13 protein-coding genes are annotated in these 17,509 nt (G+C 66.8%); 5 read left to right on the forward strand and 8 right to left on the reverse strand.

Features of this window, described 5'->3' with window-relative positions; translation table 11 throughout:
- Positions 1–41: 41 nt before the first annotated feature.
- The 8 genes from ML540_RS18005 to ML540_RS04000 form a co-directional block, all read right to left on the reverse strand.
- The gene (locus tag ML540_RS18005; protein ID WP_423747874.1) at positions 42–221 is read right to left on the reverse strand and encodes an avidin/streptavidin family protein; all 180 of its coding nucleotides are present in this window, start codon (positions 219–221) and stop codon (positions 42–44) included.
- Positions 163–390 (reverse strand): avidin/streptavidin family protein, encoded by a 228-nt coding sequence (locus ML540_RS03970; RefSeq protein WP_243358667.1) that lies wholly within the window; start codon positions 388–390, stop codon positions 163–165. The genes ML540_RS18005 and ML540_RS03970 overlap by 59 nt, the downstream gene beginning before the upstream one ends.
- Positions 391–440: 50 nt before the next feature.
- A complete protein-coding gene (locus tag ML540_RS03975; protein WP_243358668.1) occupies positions 441–842 on the reverse strand; it encodes a DUF4150 domain-containing protein in 402 nt (133 codons plus the stop codon).
- 11 nt (positions 843–853) lie between these two features.
- The gene (locus tag ML540_RS03980) at positions 854–1,915 is read right to left on the reverse strand and encodes a pentapeptide repeat-containing protein (protein ID WP_243358669.1); all 1,062 of its coding nucleotides are present in this window, start codon (positions 1,913–1,915) and stop codon (positions 854–856) included.
- Positions 1,912–5,637: a DUF2169 domain-containing protein gene (locus tag ML540_RS03985; RefSeq protein ID WP_243358670.1), complete on the reverse strand. Its 3,726-nt coding sequence runs from the start codon at positions 5,635–5,637 to the stop codon at positions 1,912–1,914. Before ML540_RS03985 ends, ML540_RS03980 begins: the two co-directional genes overlap by 4 nt.
- A 10-nt stretch (positions 5,638–5,647) precedes the next feature.
- Positions 5,648–7,903 (reverse strand): type VI secretion system Vgr family protein, encoded by a 2,256-nt coding sequence (locus tag ML540_RS03990; RefSeq protein WP_243358672.1) that lies wholly within the window; start codon positions 7,901–7,903, stop codon positions 5,648–5,650.
- Between the two features lie 42 nt (positions 7,904–7,945).
- Entirely contained in the window at positions 7,946–8,608 is a 663-nt protein-coding gene (locus ML540_RS03995) for a DUF3540 domain-containing protein (protein WP_243358674.1), read from the reverse strand.
- A gap of 277 nt (positions 8,609–8,885) precedes the next feature.
- Positions 8,886–9,701, reverse strand: coding sequence for an AMIN domain-containing protein (locus ML540_RS04000; RefSeq protein WP_243358676.1), 816 nt, complete (start codon positions 9,699–9,701; stop codon positions 8,886–8,888).
- Positions 9,702–9,865: 164 nt separating this feature from the next.
- Between ML540_RS04000 and ML540_RS04005 the strand changes: the two genes are divergently transcribed.
- From ML540_RS04005 to ML540_RS04025, 5 genes are all read left to right on the forward strand, one after another.
- Entirely contained in the window at positions 9,866–11,095 is a 1,230-nt protein-coding gene (locus ML540_RS04005; protein ID WP_243358678.1) for an SEL1-like repeat protein, read from the forward strand.
- Between the two features lie 71 nt (positions 11,096–11,166).
- Positions 11,167–11,742: a type VI secretion system lipoprotein TssJ gene (gene tssJ, locus ML540_RS04010; protein WP_243358679.1), complete on the forward strand. Its 576-nt coding sequence runs from the start codon at positions 11,167–11,169 to the stop codon at positions 11,740–11,742.
- The gene (gene tssK, locus ML540_RS04015) at positions 11,739–13,130 is read left to right on the forward strand and encodes a type VI secretion system baseplate subunit TssK (RefSeq protein ID WP_243358681.1); all 1,392 of its coding nucleotides are present in this window, start codon (positions 11,739–11,741) and stop codon (positions 13,128–13,130) included. The genes tssJ and tssK overlap by 4 nt, the downstream gene beginning before the upstream one ends.
- Positions 13,131–13,979, forward strand: coding sequence for a DotU family type IV/VI secretion system protein (locus ML540_RS04020; RefSeq protein ID WP_243358682.1), 849 nt, complete (start codon positions 13,131–13,133; stop codon positions 13,977–13,979).
- 6 nt (positions 13,980–13,985) lie between these two features.
- A complete protein-coding gene (locus tag ML540_RS04025; RefSeq protein WP_243358683.1) occupies positions 13,986–17,486 on the forward strand; it encodes a type VI secretion protein IcmF/TssM N-terminal domain-containing protein in 3,501 nt (1,166 codons plus the stop codon).
- Positions 17,487–17,509: the final 23 nt, after the last annotated feature.

The raw sequence follows: 17,509 nt of genomic DNA on the forward strand, positions 1-17,509 counted from the left end.
TTATTTCTTCTCGGGTGCATGACAGGGTGTGGCTATGTATTTTATCTCTTTGAAAATGTGTCGGAACCTATTCGGTTTGAGTACCACATCCAGTCTTGCTCTTGGTCGTCACTTATGTTGGTGATATGTAGCCAGTGTGTTAATATTGTCTCTTTGTTTTTTTCAACTGTATGTTGTCCGGCCCATGTCACTATTGTTTTTGTATTTTTCAAATTTTGCATGGAACGTAATTATGTCGTCAAGATACTGTCCTGAAATGTCAACCCAAAGAATTTGTCCTTCATCACCCACGCCAGAATCAAATCTGCCTGTTATTTTTCCATCTTTTGCTTCGAGCTCAAGGTTTGAGCCGTGTTGATTGATCCATACTCCTGAAAATAAGTTTGGCATGGTCGACCTCGTCGAGTTTAGATGGTTGGAAGATAATCTTTCCTCTCCAGTCATCCCAGCGTCAGCACCGTCACTTGGCTGGGCGCGATGGTCAGCCCGACCGCATTCGGCAGCTCCACCAGGCAGTTCTGCCGCGTGAGGCTCGTAAGCCGCTGGCAGGGCGCGGCGTCCATGAAGATGGTGAAGCACCCAAGCGTATAATCGGTCTGGCCGGACTCCAGGTGCGACACCACGCCCAGTTCCACGCCCGGTTCGTCGCCCTCGCTCACCAGCCCCATGGACATGAGGTTGATCACCGGCATGCAGTCGATGGTGATGTTGTCCGCCGCGGGCTGCGTGGTGATGGACTCCGAGATGTTGGGATAGGGGATGGGCACGGGCACCACGATGGGCGTCAGGCACACGTCGGGGAAGGCGAAGTCGATTCCGGCTCCCATGGTCAGTGCGAACATGCGTGTTGCTCCTATGCGCTTACGGCGGGCCGGAACGATTCGGCCTCGGCCATGTCCTTGTTGGTGGGACGCACGAGCGCGCGCAAGGTCAGGTCGTAGAGGGCGTGCTCGTCTCGCATCATGTGGAAGTTGGCCATGGTCATGTCGGCGCGGCTGAAGTCGGCGGCGGTGCAGTCCGCGCGGGAGAAGTCCGCGTGGCGCAGGTCGCAGCCGGTGAATTTCGCGCCCCGGCATTGGGCCTTGGCGAAGGCGCACTTGAAGAGCGAGGCTCCGGACAGGTCGGCCGCGCCGAGGTCGGCCTCGGAGAACACGGAACTGGTGAAGACGCCGCCAGCCAGTTTGGCGGCCTTGAGGTCGGCCCCCAGGTACATGGACTTGGAGCCGTCCGCGCCGGTGAAGTCCGCGCCCGAAAGGTCCGCCTTGCCCAGGTGGCAGTAGTTGAGCCTGGCCTTGACGAATTTGGCCCCGGCCAGGTTCGATCCCGAGAGGTTCACCTGGGTAAGCGTAAGTCCGGAGAAGTCCTGGCCTTGCAGGTTGCAGCCGGTGAGCAGGGCTTTTTCGAAGCGCACGTCCTTGAAGGACACGCCGGTCAGGTCGCATCCGGTGAGGATGGCCTTCACGAACGCGGCCCCGGCGAGGACGGCCTTGGAGAGATTGGAGTCGCGCAGGGTGAGCTTTTCCATGGTCGCGCCCGTGAGGTTGGCCCCGGCGAAGGACGCCTTGTCCACCACCGACCAGTAGAGGCGCGCCCCGGAGAGGTCCGCGCCGGTGAAGTCCGAACCGCCCAGCAGCGTCATCTGGGTGGCGGCGCCCTTGAGGCTGGCCCCGGCGAAGACGGTCTTGGAGAGGTTCATCTTGGCCAGGTCGCAGCCGTCGAGGGTGGCGCCCGAGAAGTCGCACTTCTTGAAGCCGGCGTCCTTGACGTGCGCCCCGGCCAGGTTGGCGTTCCTGAAGGACACCTTCTCGAAGCGGATTCCCGTGAGGTCGGCCCCGGAGAGGTCAAGCCCGGCGAGATCCGCCCCGACGACGGGCCTGCGCTCCCTGGCCGCGTCCAGTATGTCCTGTCTGGTCATGGCTGCTCCAGGAGGTCCGCCTTGCCTTCCAGGGCGGTCATCTTGAGGTTGGTTCCGGTGAAGCGGGTCTTGCCCACCACGGCCTTGTGGAAGTCCACCCCGAAGCAGTTGGCCCCGGCCAGGTTGGAGCCCACGATGCGCGTCTTGGAGAGCGATCCGAACAGGAGGTCCGAGCCCGAGAGGTCGGCCCCCTCCAGGTCAGAGCCAGGGAACGAGGTGCCCCGGGCGCTGGCCCCGGAGAGCTGCGCCTGGGTGAGCGAGGAGTTCTCGATGCGGCAGCGCGAGAGCGTGGCCCCCCGGAAGTCCGCCCCGGGCATGGTCGAGCCCCGCACGTGAAGGGTGGAGGCCTGGGCGCCTGTGAAGTCGCAGCCCGGCAGCCTGCAGTCGGCCAACGCGCCCTTCTTGAACACGGCCTTGGCGAAGACCACGTTCCTGCCCGCGCACTGCTGGATCTGCGAGCTGGCCAGGACCGCGCCTGTGAAGTCCGCGCCGTCGAGGATGGTCTTGCGGATGAGCACCCGCTCGAGTTGCGCCTCGCGCCACACGGAGTTCGCGCCCTGGCATTCCTGCACGGCCATGAGGTTGAGCCTGGCCCCGGAGAACACCGCCCCGGTCAGGTTGGACTTGGTGAGGGCGGCCAAGCGCATGTCCGCGCCTTCGAGATCCGCGCCTTCGAGGTCGGCCTGGTTGAGGCTGGCCTGGCGCAGGTCGGCTCCGGAAAGCAGGGCCTTTTTGAAGCTGGTCCTGGTGAGCATGGCCTGTTCGAAACGCGCCCCTTTGAGGCTCGCGCCGGTGAAGTCCGCGTTCTGGGCCATGGCCTTGTTGAAGGTGCAGCCGTCGAGGACGGCCTTCGTGAAATTGGTCCGGCCCAGGCGGCAGCCGGTGAAGTCAGCGCCGGAGAGGTCCAGGCCCGAGAGGTCCACCCCGGAGAGGATGGCGCCGGAAAGCGTCCGCCCGGCCGCGTGCATGGCCACGACCTCCTCGCGGGTGCGGGACACCATGGCGTCCAGGTCCATGCCTGCTTTCTTGAACTGGGCCTTCATGTCCTCTGGCACTTCGCCGGGCTTTGCGGACTTGGCCGCCTCGACCTTCTTGGCCGCTTCGGCCAGCTTCTTCCGCCCCTCCTGGAAGCGGGCCTCGGAGTCCGCCCCGAGCTGTTCGGCCTGGGCGGCGGCCTTGGTCATCTCGGCTTCCTGGCCGGGCGGCAGGATTCCCTGGGCCTTGAAGGCGTCGCGCTTGGCCCGGATGTCCGATGCCAGCCGCGCCCCCAGCTGGTCGGCGGGCGTGCGCGGCGCGGCCTTGGCCTCGGCCATGATCCGGTCGTAGTCCTTGCCCTGTTTGGCCAGCGCCTCGCGCACCTGGGATTCCATGTCCTTCATTCTGGCCTTGAGGCCGTCGAACCGGGCTTGGTGGAAAGCCTTGACCTCGGCCATGGCGGACTGGACGAGCCCGCCGATGTCGGGCAGGGCGGGGCGCTTTTTGGCCGGGGCCGGGCCGAAGGGGGGCTCGGGTTCGTCCTCGGGCAGGCCCACGGCCGCGCGCGGCAAGGCGTCGAAGATGAGCTCGCGCAGGTCCTCGCCCTTTGCGCGGGCCTCCAGGCAGTCCGCCCCCTTGGCCAGGGTCAGCCATTGGGCCTTGTCCGACAGGGCCAGCCAGGGCGCGGCCCCGGAAAGACTTTTCTGCGATCCCCGGGATGCCGCCACCAGCACGGCGGGCGCGGTTTTCACGGCCTTGGCCGCCGCCGGGGACGGCGTTTCGGCCGGGGAGGCCAGGGCCGCCACATGGCAGACGTCGCCTACTTCCTGTTCCAGGAGGTTCGCTTCAAGCTCGGTGGCGGCGACGATGACCGGCGCGGTCTCGTCCGGCGCGGCCAGCCACAAGGGGGCCGGGTCGGAACCGGGCGCGAGGTATGTGGCCCGGAGGTCGCCGGGCCAGCCCGGAAGCACCAGGATGCGCGTAAGTTTCTTGCCCTCGAACCGGGGCAGGGTCAGCCCCGCCGGGATGGTGAACGCGCCCCGGGGCAGGCCCCAGTCCGCGCCCTCGAAGGCGGCCGGTTCCGCATTGTACCCGATCCAGCAGGCCGAGAGGGTGCTGGTCGTGAATCCTGCGGATTTGAGACGGGAAGTGAGGGCCGGGTCGCCCTCAAGGGCGCGGCGGCAGCGGGTCACGAAGGGAAACCCCGAGGCGTGCCAGGGGCCCAGTCCGTCGTCCTTGTCCGGCAGGAGGTTGTCCGGATCGATGCCCGCATTGGCCAGCTGGCCCGGCGTTGCCACGGCTTTCAGGCGCGCGCCAGCGTCCTTTTGCATGTCCGCCTTCCTGGCGACGGCCTTGGCCTTGACCTGGGAGACCTTGGCGGCGGCCGCGTCGATCTTCTTGGCCGTGTCCTCAAGCGCGGCCCGGCGCGGGGCGAAGGAGGCAGGGTCCAGCACGGCCCGCCAGCCGAACTGGTCCTGGAGCTTCACCGCCATGGCCTCCATGGAGTCCAGGGTGGCCAGGCTCGCGGCGATGGTCTGCCTGCCCATGGCGGCCATCTCCCCGGGCTCGCGGGCCATGACCGGGACCTGGCCCATGGCCTTGGCCTTGATCTTGGCGATGTCCTTGTAGACCCGATTGAATTTGAGCAGTTCCCGGTTCACCTTGAGGTTGGCGTCCGGGATCACCGGCGCGACCGGCTTCATGGCCTCAATCCGCCTGGTCTGGACCTCCAGGTGGTGCTCCAGGCTGCCGGGGGCCTGTCCCATGGGCTCGGTGGCCACATAGGCGTAGCGCACATCGGCCATGTCGTCGCGCTCGGTGTTGAAGACCCCCCGGAAGACCACCACGCCCTTGGCCGCCTCGGGGAAGAGCCACAGGGTGTCGATGCGGAGGGGAACTTCCTCGAAGGTGTCATTTTCGGGCGGGGCCTTGGGGCCTTCCTTGCGGGTCATGAACAGGCGCACCGTGAATTGCGGCAGGCGCGAGGTTATGAGCTGGCGCTTTGGGTGCATGTTCACGATCTCAATGGCCTCGCCGCCCTTGAAATAGTCCTTCCCCCACTGGTCCGGAGGCGATCCCAGGAAGAATTCGGGGTTGAGGTCGTCGGGATAGTAGGGCCAGCGGTCCCGTTTCCAGGTGTCGTCGTAGGTGCCGGCCTTATTCTGGCGTTCGGGGTGCATGACGTCCCGCGGCAGGAACGAGGCCGGTTCGGGACGGTCCTGGGGTGACCCCATGAGCTGGCCGTGGTACTGCACGTTGGGCAGCGGCACGGGCGCCTCGCCGGGCTTGTCCGGGGGCATGCCCAGGCCCTTGGGGTTTCTGGGCTCGCCCGCGCCGCCGAAGGCCCGCTCCCAGGTCAGGGGCATGACCGTGAAGGGCGCGGGATCGCTCACCCCCACCACGGTTCCGCCTGCGCGCACCCAGTGGCGGTCGCCGAACACGTCCAGGACCTTGCGCACGCCGCCGACGCCCATGCTCACCTGGGCCGCCTGGCGGGCCTTGCCGTCCGGAGCGAAGCATTTCCCGGCGGCCAGCACCTCGGCGCGCGGCTTGGGCAGGCCCGGGTCCAGCACCGGGGGACTGGGCAGAAGCTTCATCACCTGGGGCCACATCTCGCGGTCCGGCAGAGGGGTCTCCGGGTCGTCCAGGTCGAAATAGACCATGACCGTGCACACCAGGCGCATCTTTCCCATGAGCGCCAGGGGCAGGAACATGGGGCTGTGGTGGGGGTCCTTGAGAATCTTCATGCGCGGGGTCCTATATGTACTCCACGGCCGCCGCGAGCACCGAGACGTTGGTGGAAAGGTCGGTGATGTCTCCGGACATGCGCTGGATGCTGCCCGCCTGGAGGTTCAGCGTGCCGCGCACCTGCTCCACCTCCCCGGACACCTCGTTCTTGGCGGCCAGCACCTCCTCCTTGGAGGCCAGGGTGGCGGTCTTGTTGGCGATGGCCTGGTTGTAGTCGGCGGCGATGGTGTCCTTCTGCCCCGCCAGCTCCTGCTTGGTGGCGCAGGTGTCCACCCTGTTGGTGATGGTGTCGATCTTGGTGTTGGCGAGCCTGATACCGTCGAAGAGGATGTCCACGTTGTCGCTCACGACCTTGGTCTTCTGGTCCACCATCTGGGTGTAGGCGGCGGTGATGGTGTTCTTTTCCGCGCCGAGTTCGGTCTTGGTGGCGTAGTCCTTTTCGATTTCGCCCTTCAGGTGCATCTCCGCGCTGGAGTAGGCGAGCTTGCTGGGGAACTGGTATTCCACCAGCCCGCCCAGGACCGTGTCGATCTTGGCCCCCAGGGTCGTGCCCGTCTCGAGGCCCACGACGATGTCGTTCTTGTTGCCCAGGATCATTTCGAAGCTCTCCTGGGCTTTGATGGTCAGCGGCCCGCCGGTGTAGAGCTTGAGGCCGTCCGGGCTCAGGGCCTGCTCCGTGTTGGTTTCCGGTTCGCCTCCGGAATCGTCGGGATCGTTGTGGGAGCCGATTCGCACGAAGGTCTGCTGGGTGGGGCTGGAGAGCAGGATGCGTTGGTTGCCGTCCTGGTCCTCGAAGTGGATGAGGTTGCCGCCGGAGGTGGTGATGCGGGCCTGGGTCTGGCTCTGGTCGGTGACGGGGCTTGCGGTCTCGGGGTTGGGCACAGCGTTTGAGATGACCGGGCGGTCCGGGTCGCCGCCCTCGAAGCTCACCAGCACCTCGCAGCCCTTGTGCAGGGGCATGTGCATGCCGAAGCCCGCGCCCGCGTAGGGCTGGGCCATGCGCACCCAGGCCGAGGCGTGGCCGTCCTTGCGCCCCGAGAGGTCGAAGGGGAGGATGATCTTGTAGCGCCCTTGCGAGTCCACCTCGGCGTACTTGCCGGACCCTGCCGCGTCCACCTTGGCCGAGAGCGTTCCGGCGATTTTCGGGCGGTCCGTGGCCAGCTCGGCCCGGAACTGCACCGAGGCCGGGATGGCCGTGAAGGAGTTGCGGTAGAAGAGCAGGGCGTCGCGCTCCTTGCCGAAGGAGAGCCCCAGCCCCGAGACCAGCCAGGCCTCCTGTGAGCCCTCATGCGTGCAGGCGATGGTCTGGTAGGACTGGTTGAAGCTGTCGCGGTAGTGGTTGTCCACCTTGAAGGTGTAGCCCGGGCGCACGAAGGGAATGCTGGAGACCCCGGTGAACACCTTCTCGCGGCATTTGAACTCCTGCACGCGGATCTGGGCCAGGGCCTTGCCCTGGGAGGTGTTCAGGAAGTGCAGCCCGTAGAGGTAGTGGACGCCCTGGCCGTTCTGGCTCACCTCCTCCTCGGCGGTGAGCTCAAGCGACGGCGTCTGGTAGTTGTAGTCGCGCAGCTGCACCTTCTGGGGCAGGCGGCGCTGGGTGAGGATCAGGTCCGTGACCACCTCCTCCTCGTGGCCCACCTGCATGGAGGAGGGCGGCGAGTAGCGGAAGCTCTCCCCCTGGGGCATGGGGCCGTGGGCCGTGAGGGTGTCGGTGACCACCAGCTTCTCGCCCGTGTCGCCCTGCTCGAAGAAGTAATAGAGGCCGTCGCGTTCCATCCAGCGGGAGGCGAACTCGAAGTGGGTCTCGCCGTACTGGCAGAGGTAATCCCAGGTCGGATACGAGCTCTGGAGCGACATCTTGAAGTCCAGGCCGGGGTTCAGGCCGCCGTCCTTGAACACGGCGGTCAGGAACTGCTCGATGTTCTGGTCCAGGAAAACCTGGTTGTGCGTCGTCTGGGTGAGCCACCACGCCTTGGGAACGAGCACCGCCCGGTAGAAGGCGTACGGCCCCGATTGGGAGAGCTGCTCGAAGCGCTCGAGGATGCCGTGGAAGGGGATGTCCCCCTGGGAACGCTTGATGGTGAAGGTGGCGGTGTTGGCGAGGGCCTTTTCGAAGTCCACCTCCTTGTCCCCGGCGAAGAGCACTATCTCGAAGCGGTAGAGCCGGGAGAGGCCTTCCTCGCCGGTGAAGCGCACCACGTGGAAGGTGTTCTGGGGCATTCCCTGGATGGTGAAGCTGAATTTCGCTTGGGCATTGCTGGCCATGTGCACTCCGGGTCAATCGTTCATGGCTGGGGCGGCGCGGGGCTAACCCATGTGGATTTGTTCGGCGTTGATGACCACCTGCTCCTCGGCCATCATGGAGTGGTTCTTCGCATGCAGGGCGCAGAGGTCCGAAACGAGCACGCGGCGGGACCCGGCCTGCACCTCGTCGTGCTCCGCGACGAAGCGGGTGGATTCCTGGGCGCGCTGGGTTACGCGCGCGAACATCTGGTCCACGCTTTTGGCCACGGCGCGCACCTTCTTGAAACGGGACCTGAGGGCGCGGCCGATCAGGCTCACGCGCTCGATGACCGCGCTGCCGGTGGCCGCATGCACGGCGATTTCTCCCGAGGCGGCGGTGATGGCGCCGGGACAGGCCAGGGTGAGGTCCGAGCCCAAGGCCACGGTGAGACTCCCGCCGCGCACCGACAGGCTCGCGTCGCCGTCCACGGCCAGGTTCACCGGCGAAGCGCTCTCGAGCACCGCCAGCACGTAGGCGCGGCCCGCGATGTCCACCGAGAGGAGCACCGCGTCGCCGGGCGCGGGCTCCACCAGGCAGCTCACGGCGCGCACTGCGGCCAGGGGGCCGAAGGACGCCTCCACCTCGAACAGCGCCCCGGGGCCGGGGTGGGGGGGGGAGGCCAGGACGCGGCCGTACTCGAGCGACGGGGAAGGCGGGGCGACGGGGGAGGGCTTCGCGCTTGGCATCGGTACTCCTGGGGTGGGAAAGCCTCCGGCTGTCAAAGGGCGTAAGCCCTCTGGACTCCCATGCGGGGGCCGGGATGATGGCTCCCCCATACGACAGGTTTGCCCTTTTGGACAAGCAAATTCACGGATTTGGGCGCAGCGCGGCCTGCGGCGGAAGACGTCCGGGGCCGGGAGAGGCGCTGGTCAGGGCAGAAGGAGGAAGCAAGGAGGCCGACGCGGGGACGGGGGCGGCCCGGCCGCGCAGGGGGGTTCGGGCGGGCGGCGCGAGGGCCGAAGACTACTTGGTGGTGAGGCTGACGCCCAGGGCGTCCTTGAGCTTGGTGATGGCCGGGTCGGCGGGCTTGGGGGCGCTTACGTCCCGGAAGTGCAGGGTGATGCGCACGTAGTCGGGATGCTCGCCCAGCGCGGCGCGGGCGATGGGCCCCGAGGCGAAGGTGGTCTCGCGCGGAGCCAGGTTGCGCCACGCGCCCTGGAGGTTCACCGCCAGGCGGCGGGGGTTGTCCAGGTAGAAGAAGCTCACCTTGTCCGGGGCGGCGGTGGTCTGCAGGGTCATCAGGAAACGGCCGTCGCCCGGCTCGTACTTCACGGACTTAATCACGCCGGCCTCCCCCTGCATCAGCGGCTGCCCGGACTGCCCGCGGGGGGGCTCGGGGCGCTTGGGCTCCGGGCGCGCGGGTTCAAGCCGTACGGGACCGGTGGCCGTGTTGGATATCTGTGCCGGGGATGGAGCGGCGGGCTTGTCCAGTCCGAATTCACCTTGGGAGCGTTTTTCCAGACGCAGTTCCATGTGCTGCAGTCCCTTTTCCGCCTCGGATGCGACCCATCCCGCCGGAGTCCGGGGAGTCTGGGGAGTCTGGGGCTGCTCGAAGGGATTGGGCGCAGCCGGGGACGGCGCTCCCGGAGCGGGGTAGGGCTGTTCGGGAAGGCTCTGCGCCAGATGCTTGGCCTCCCGGGCGCTCATCATGGCTTCCATCATGTCGTAGAAGCCGCCCCACACGGCCGTGATGAACAGAAACGCCACGGCCGCCGTCCAGGTCAGTACGGCGGCGAGGTAGAACGTACGGGAGTATCCTGCGGCCCTGGTCTCGAACATATGCGAAGTCCTTCGCGCGGCGCGCCGGTCCCATCCGGAACCATACACATGCGCAACAGTCCTCTAGCCCGAGAGAGGAAAAGCATCAAGCGGGTATTGAAGGAATCTGCATCATGAAGTACAGGATACACCGTTTGAACACCACAAACCAACAGGTGACGGCAATGCCTTGCTTCAGACCGGCACTGTGGCTCCTCCTCCTGGCCTGCCTCCTGGCCCCGGCCGTCGCCTTGGGGGCAGACAATGCCGAGGCCGTCTACAACAAGGGCGATTACGCCAGCGCCTTCAAAGAGCTCAAACCCCTGGCCGACGCCGGGGACGCTTCCGCCCAGTATCACCTGGGGCTGCTCTACGATTTCGGGCTCTCCGTTCCCAAGAATCCCGCCGAGGCCGCCAAGTGGTTCCGCCTGGCCGGGCGCCAGGACAACGCCAAGGCCCTCTACAACCTGGGCCTTCTGCTCACCGCCAGCCCCAAGCTGGCCGCCTCCCCCGGCGAGGCCGAGGCATCCTTCAGGCGATCGGCGGAGCTTGGCGAAATGCCCGCCCAATTCGCCCTGGCGGAACTCATCGCCAAGGGCGGGTCGGCCAAGGACGGCCCGGCCCAGGCCGAACACTGGTATCGCAAGGCGGCCGAGCAGGGCGACCACAAGTCGCAGTACCGGCTTGGCATGATGCTTCTTTCCGGCAAGGCAACCCCGGCCAACATCCAGGATGCGTCCAAATGGCTGCAGATGGCCGCCGAGGCCGGGTCCGCGTCCGCCCAGTTCCAGGTCGGCGTGCTCTACGACAAGGGCATGGGCGTGCACGCAAGCCCCCAGGAGGCCGCCCGCTGGTTCGCCAAGGCCGCCGAGCAGGGCGATGCCGACGCCCAGTTCAACCTGGCCGTGGAGTACGACCGGGGCGAGGGCGTGCCCCACGACCCGGCCCAGGCCGCCATGTGGCTGGAGAAGTCCGCCGCCCAGGGGGACGTTCCCGCTCAGCTGGCCCTGGCCCGCTGGTATCTTTCCGGTCACGGCGTGTCCCAGAGCGCGGCCAAGGCTGCCGACTGGTACGGCCGGGCCGCCCGCAAGGACAACCCCGAGGCCCAGAACGAACTGGCCGGGCTCTGCGCCAAGGGGCTCGGGGTGAGGCAGGACCAGGCCGAGGCGGCCCGGTGGCTCTCCCGCGCCGCCGAACTGGGCGACGCCTCAGCCCAGAACGACCTGGGCATCCGCTATTTCGAGGGCCAGGGCCTCAGGAAGAACCCCATGGCCGGGTACATGTGGCTGACTCTGGCCTCCTGGCAGGGGCATGCCGGGGCCAAGAGCAACCTGGAGTACGCGGCCGCGAAGTTGACCGACAAGCAGAAGGCCCAGGCCGACAAGGCGGCCAAAGCCTGGAAGATGAAGCGCTGAAGCGGGTCCTGCCCGCCCCGCCTTGACATTTTCGCCCCGTGCGAACATCTTCGGTTCACATGGAGAATTCGATGCGTAAAGCCTTTCTTCTCGCGGTTATGTTCGTTCTCGCGGCGTCCGGTTGCGGCGGCGGCAAGAGCGCCCCGCCCTCGCAGTACACCAACCCGTCCTACAGCCCCCAGACCATGAACTGGGCCTTCGCGCCCAAGGCCCTGGAGCTGACCTTCATCTCCGATCCTTTCTTGAACGAATACGAGGGCGCGGCCCACACCCTGGCCGTGTGCGTCTACCAGCTCCAGTCCCCCACGGCCTTCCAGCAGCTTGCGGCCACGGCTCCGGGCATCTCCAAGCTGCTCGACTGCCAGAACTTCGACGCCAGCGTGGTCAGCGCCCAGCGGGTGATCGTGCAGCCCGGGCGCAACGAGGTCATCACCGTGGACCGCAACGAGAAGTCCAAGTTCGTGGCCATCGCCTGCGGCTACTACGACCTCAACCTGGGCTCGGCCACGCGGGTGTACGAGATTCCGGTCAGCTCCAACACCTCGGGCTGGCTCTGGTGGAAGGAGACCACCTACGAGCCGGGCAAGCTCTCCAAGAAGATCCTGCTCGGCAAAACCGGCATCCAGACCATGGGGGACGGCTCGTGAGCGCGAAATCGCCGCTTTACTGGCACCAGGGGCTCTTCCTCACGCCGCAGCATTTCCAGTTGGTGGACTGGCACCAGCATTTCAAGTTCACCTCCATGACCAAGTATTCCCTGCGCCACTTCTGGGGCGTGGGAACCATGGAGCTGCGCGAGGACGCCCTGGCCGCGCGCCGGGTGGAGGTGACCCGCCTGGAGGCCGTGTTCCACGAAGGGGCCTTCATCTGCTATCCGGGCAACGCGGTGATCCCGGCCAGGTCGCTGGACGAAGCCGGGCTTGAGTCGGACAAGCCCGTGATGGTGTACCTGGGCGTGAAGAATTTGAAGCCCGAGGGCGGCAACGTCACCGTGCTGCCGGAGCTCGCCTACACCGGCCAGCCCACCACGTCCTTCGTCACCAAGGCCGATCCCGACACCATGCCGGACATGCTGGGCGAAGGCCCTCCAGCCGCCGTCAAGACCATGCAGTTCGCCCTGGCCATATACTTCGAGCACGAGCTGCCCCAACTGGGCGACTACCTGCTCATCCCGGTGGCCCGCGTGGTGCGCGAGGCCGAGAAGATCTTCTACGATCCCGAGTTCATCCCCCCCTGCCTGACCATCGGTTCGAGCCCGGCGCTGACCAAGCTGGTGCGCGACGTGACCGACCTGGTCGCCTCCCGGGCCCGGGCCCTGGAAGACTACAAGATGCGCGGCGAGCTGACCTCCAAGGAGTTCGATCCCGGCTACATGATCTTTCTCATGGCGCTCATGACCCTTAACCGCTACGCGCCGCTCTTCACCCATTACGTGGAATCGCTCGACGTGCATCCCTGGGATGCATACGGGGCCTTCCGGCAGTTCCTGGGCGAGCTCTCCACCTTCGCCGACGACTTCGGGGCCACGGGCGAGCGCTTCGACGGCGAGAAGCTGGTGCCCGCCTACGACCACGAGGACCTCACCGGCTGCTTCGCCGCCGCCCGCCGCCTGATCGAGCGCATGATCGAGGGCATCGGCACCTCCATCGAGCTTTTGGCCGCCATGCAGAAGAAGGACAGCTACTACGTGGCCGAGCTGCCCGAGCGCGTGTTCACCCCCGCCAACCGGTTCTGGCTCATCGTGCGCACCGGGGCCGCACCCGAGGACGTGCCCCGCACCGTGCTCGCGACCGTGAAGCTTTGCGCCTCGCCGCTCATGGCCACGCTGTTGGTCAAAGCCGTGCCGGGCGTGCCCCTGACCTATTCCAAGAATCCGCCCGCCGGGCTGCCCAAGCGCTCCGGCACCCACTATTTCCTCTTGGACACCACCAACCCGCTGTGGCTGGACGTGGTCCGCAACAAGTCCCTGTCCATGTTCTGGGACAGCCCCCCCGAGGACCTCACCGCCCACGTGGCCGTGCTGAGGGGCAAATAGGTGCGCCTGGTCGACTGCTTCGTCCCGGCCGTGACCTACGTCCTGGACGTGGTGCGCAAGCCCGCCTCCTTTTCCGACTACGACGCCTCCCGGGCCAAGGTGGAGGAGCTCTTGAACTCCGCCGGGCGCTCGGCCAAGACCCTGGGCGTTGCCGCCTCGGAGTTCCAGGACGCCCGCTTCGCCGTGTGCGCCTGGATGGACGAGATGGTGCTGGGCTCGGCCTGGGAGGGCAAGGCCCGCTGGCTGCACCAGCCCCTGCAGCGCACCGTGTACGGCACGGTCAACGCGGGCGAGGAGTATTTCGACCGCCTGGACGCCCTGCTGGCCAAATCCGGCGGGGATTTCGAGTTCTCGGCCCCCGGCGAGAAGGCCAGCGTCGATGAGCTCTCCTTCGGCCCCGACGAGCCGGAACCGCACGGGCCCGCCTGTGCTCCCGGCTCGCCCGGGCCGCAAAAGGAAAGCCCCTTCGCCGCGCCCCACGCCGAGGGAGACGTGGGGCTCGGGGTCAAGGGCGTGCTCGAGGTGTTCGGGCTGACCATGATGCTCGGGTTCACGGGCCGGTATTTCCATCCCGACGACCAGGCGGCGCTTGGGTCGCTCAGGCAGAAGACCATCGCCACGGCCCTGGCCTCTCCGGCTTCGCTGGCGCCCGGCCAGGCTTCGCGCCTCTTCCCGGGCCTCTACGGGCCGGAGAGCGGGACGGCCGGCGGCCGGCGGCGGTTCTGGCGCGGCATGGACTGGGCGGACATGGTGGTCATCGGCCTGCCCCTGCTTGCCGTGGCGGTCATGTTCCTGGCGTACAGCACCATTCTTTCCGGGGCCCTCAAGGGCTTCATGGGCGGGCCGTAGACCACGATGAAGACCATCCTGCTCGTTGTCCTCAAGGTCATCTTGTGGCTTCTGCTGTTCGCGGCCATCGGCGCGGGCGCATGGTACCTGGCCCAGTGGCGGGGCTGGCCCCAGTGGGCCGCCGTGGCCATAGGCCTGGGCGCGGCCGGGCTCATCGCGGGCGCGGTGTTCTTGCGGCGGTGGTGGTTCAGGCGCCGGGAGCGCCAGTTCGTCAAGCGCGTGGTGGAGGAGGACACGGCGGCCATCTCCGCCTCCCAGGGAGAGCGGGCGCGCCTTTTGCGCGACGTGGAGGACCGCTTCGCCAAGGCCGTGGAGATCCTGCGCGGCTCCCAGCTGCGCCGTGAGGGCGATCCGGTCTACGTCAAGCCCTGGCACCTGGTCATGGGCGAGATGGGCTCGGGCAAGTCCCTGGCCCTGCGCCGGGCCAAGCTGGCCTCCATCCTCACCGACGTGGGGCAGGAGCGCCTGCCCGCGCCCACGCGCAACGTGGATTTCTGGTTCGCCGACGAGGCGGTGATTATCGACACGGCCGGCCGCTACGCCATCCCGCTGGACGAGGCCCGCGACCGCGAGGAGTGGGAGCGCTTTCTTGCACTCCTGGTGAAGCACCGCCGCAAGGAGCCCCTGAACGGCCTGGTGCTGGCCATCGCGGCGGACAAGGCGGTGGACGCCACGGACGACGTGCTGGTGGAATACGCCAAGGGCCTTCGCCGCCGGGTGAACGAGCTCATGCGGGTGATCGGGGCCAAGTTCCCGGTGTACGTCATGGTCACCAAGATGGACCACATCCTGGGCATGAACGGCCTGGTGGACCAGCTGGACGACCAGGCCCTGGTGCAGGCCATGGGCGCGGTCAACGCCAGCACCCTGCGCCCGGCGGGCAACGCCCTGGACGAGGGCCTGGCCAGGGTCGTGTCCCGGCTCAAGGATCTGCGGGTGATCCTGCCCTGCGACCCGCAGTCCATGGACCCGGCCTACCTCATGCTGCCAGGCGAGCTTTCGCGCCTGGGCGAGCGGCTCAAGGTGTTCGTGGGGGCGCTCTTCGCCGAGAACCCCTACCTGGAAACGCCCACCTACCGGGGAATCTTCTTCGTAAGCGCCCGCCAGGAGGGCCAGGCCCACGTCATGGACGCCGGGCTCACCGACGTGGCCGCCCAGCTCTCGGATCGCGCCGCCACCGAGCGCGGGGCCTTCCTGCACGACGTCTTTTCGCGCTTTCTGCCCGCCGACCGCAACCTCTTCACCCCCATGCTGGAGTTCCTGCGCTGGCGCTCGGCCACGCGCTTCGCCGGGGTGATGGCCTGGCTGTTCGTCATGTTCTGCCTGGCCGGGCTCCTGACGCTCGCCTTCACCCACAACGAGCGCGCCCTCAAGGTGATCTCCTCGGAATTCGCCTCCCTGCCCGCCCTTTCCGGGGGCATGGACCAGCAGCTTCTGACCGTGGACCAGTTCCGCCGCCAGATCATCCGCATGGAGACCGTGAACAAGGACTGGTTCCTGCCGCGCATGGGCCTGACCCAGAGCCTCACCGGCGAACAGCGGGTGAAGCGGGCCTACGCCGATCTGTTCAAGAGCAAGATACTCGATCCCATGGACGCCTCCATGCGCGCCGCCGTGGACTCCCTGGACGCCCGGGCCTCCGAGACGGCCATCGGCATGTACATCGGGCACATGGTCTGGCGCATCGAGCTTCTGAAGGCCAAGCAGCGAGGCGCGACGATCGACGAGATGCGCAAGATTCCGGCCTATCCCGACGCCGTGCTGGCCCAGGTGGACCCCAAGCTGGTGCCCGAGCTGGCCCCCTTCTTCAACGACTGCTACCTGGACTATCTCGCCTGGGAGCCCTGGAACGAGGGCATGGATCAGCGCCTGGCCGACTTCAAGGTGCGCCTCACCCGCCTGGCTTCCCTCAAGGACGGCCAGATGCAGTGGCTGGTGGACTGGGCCAACACCCGGCCCTACCTGCGCGGCGTGACCCTCAACGACTTCTGGGGCGGCACGGGGCAGATTTCCGGCCAGGACGTGTTCGTCCCGGCGGGCTACACGGAGGAGGGCAAGACGGCCATCGAGTCCTTCATCAAGGAATTCGACCAGGCCGTGGACAAGCCCAAGGAGCTCCAGAAGAAGATCGACGCCTTCTGGAGCTGGTACGCCAACCAGTATTACCTTTCCTGGAGCCAGTTCGCCCAGGGATTCCACAGCGGATACGGCTTCCTGCTGGACGACCAGGACAAGCGCAAGATGGCCGCACGCATGCCCACCTTCGCCAGCCCCTATTTCGCCATGCTGGAGCAGATGGCCACGGCCCTCGCGGCGGTGAAGAAGATCGCGCCTCCCCCGCCCTGGGCCGCCGAGGTGATGCGCTTCCACATCGTCCTGGAGCAGGCCCGCTCCCAGAGCAAGACCGAACCGCTCCTGCAGAAGGAGAAGGAGAAGGTCGCGGTCGCCACCCAGCGCATCGTGGGCGACGTGGATACCCGGGAGGCCAAGCAGTTCGAGAACCTCCTGGCCGCCACGGCCAAATTCCAGGAGTACCAGAAGACCCTCACGGAGATGGTCCCCTCCGTGGCCACCCAGGAGACGGCCTTCCAGTTCGTGGGCGCGTCCATGGGAAATCCCGCCGCCTCGGGCGACGCCATGGCCCTTGGTGCGGCCGCGCCCGTGACCAGGTCGCCCGCGCTGAACGCCGAAACCGCGCTGGTGGGCATGAACGCGCTCATCGGCGTAGGGGCCTCGGCGGACGTGTTCACCCAGGTGGTCAGCGGACCTCTGGCCTTCTTCGTGCTCTATTCGACCGAGCTTGCCTCCTGCGAGCTGCAGCGCCAGTGGGAGATCCACGTGTTGGCCGAGGCCCAGGGGCTGCCGCAGCACAAGTACCGCCAGGCGCTCTTCGACAAGAAGGACGGGCTGATCTGGAAGTTCGTGAACGGCCCGGCCCGGCCCTTCCTCTCTCGCGAGATGCGGGGCTGGACCGCCAAGAGCTGGATGAACGCCGTCTTCCCCGTCAACCGGAGTTTCCTGACCTTCCTGGACGAAGGCGGGCAGGAGACCCAGGAAGCCCTGCCCGAATACGACGTCACCGCGAAGACCGTGCCCACCACCGTGAACCCCGAGGCGCGCCAGAAGCCCTATCTGACGACGTTGACGCTCTCCTGCGGCAACCAGCAGCAGATACTCAACAACTACAACTTCCTGGACAGCGCCGTGTTCAAGTGGAAGACCGACGGCTGCGGCGACACCACCGTCACCGTGGTCTTCAGCGACCTCCAGGTGTCCAAGACCTACCCCGGCGTGAACGGCTTCGCCCTGTTCCTCAAGGACTTCAAGAACGGCGGCTCCAAGACCTTCACCCCGGACGACTTCCCCGGCCAGCGGGACATGCTGGGGTCGCTTGGCGTCAAGCGCATCCAGGTGAGCTACGTGTTCGAGGGCAACCAGCCTGTGGTGCGGCTCCTCTCCGTCACGCCCACGGTGCTGCCCCAGACCATCTGCGAGTGTTCGCGGTAGGGTTTCACTTTTGTCGCACGTGA

Origin of the sequence: Fundidesulfovibrio terrae (assembly GCF_022808915.1) — a bacterium.
GTDB lineage: Bacteria > Desulfobacterota > Desulfovibrionia > Desulfovibrionales > Desulfovibrionaceae > Fundidesulfovibrio > Fundidesulfovibrio terrae.

What these genes read in the sequence shown, in the direction of transcription:
- ML540_RS18005 (WP_423747874.1), bottom strand. Translation starts at nt 221, where the DNA reads ATGCAAAATTTGAAAAATACAAAAACAATAGTGACATGGGCCGGACAA.
- ML540_RS03970 (WP_243358667.1), bottom strand. Translation starts at nt 390, where the DNA reads ATGCCAAACTTATTTTCAGGAGTATGGATCAATCAACACGGCTCAAAC.
- ML540_RS03975 (WP_243358668.1), bottom strand. Translation starts at nt 842, where the DNA reads ATGTTCGCACTGACCATGGGAGCCGGAATCGACTTCGCCTTCCCCGAC.
- ML540_RS03980 (WP_243358669.1), bottom strand. Translation starts at nt 1,915, where the DNA reads ATGACCAGACAGGACATACTGGACGCGGCCAGGGAGCGCAGGCCCGTC.
- ML540_RS03985 (WP_243358670.1), bottom strand. Translation starts at nt 5,637, where the DNA reads ATGAAGATTCTCAAGGACCCCCACCACAGCCCCATGTTCCTGCCCCTG.
- ML540_RS03990 (WP_243358672.1), bottom strand. Translation starts at nt 7,903, where the DNA reads ATGGCCAGCAATGCCCAAGCGAAATTCAGCTTCACCATCCAGGGAATG.
- ML540_RS03995 (WP_243358674.1), bottom strand. Translation starts at nt 8,608, where the DNA reads ATGCCAAGCGCGAAGCCCTCCCCCGTCGCCCCGCCTTCCCCGTCGCTC.
- ML540_RS04000 (WP_243358676.1), bottom strand. Translation starts at nt 9,701, where the DNA reads ATGTTCGAGACCAGGGCCGCAGGATACTCCCGTACGTTCTACCTCGCC.
- ML540_RS04005 (WP_243358678.1), top strand. Translation starts at nt 9,866, where the DNA reads ATGCCTTGCTTCAGACCGGCACTGTGGCTCCTCCTCCTGGCCTGCCTC.
- tssJ (WP_243358679.1), top strand. Translation starts at nt 11,167, where the DNA reads ATGCGTAAAGCCTTTCTTCTCGCGGTTATGTTCGTTCTCGCGGCGTCC.
- ML540_RS04025 (WP_243358683.1), top strand. Translation starts at nt 13,986, where the DNA reads ATGAAGACCATCCTGCTCGTTGTCCTCAAGGTCATCTTGTGGCTTCTG.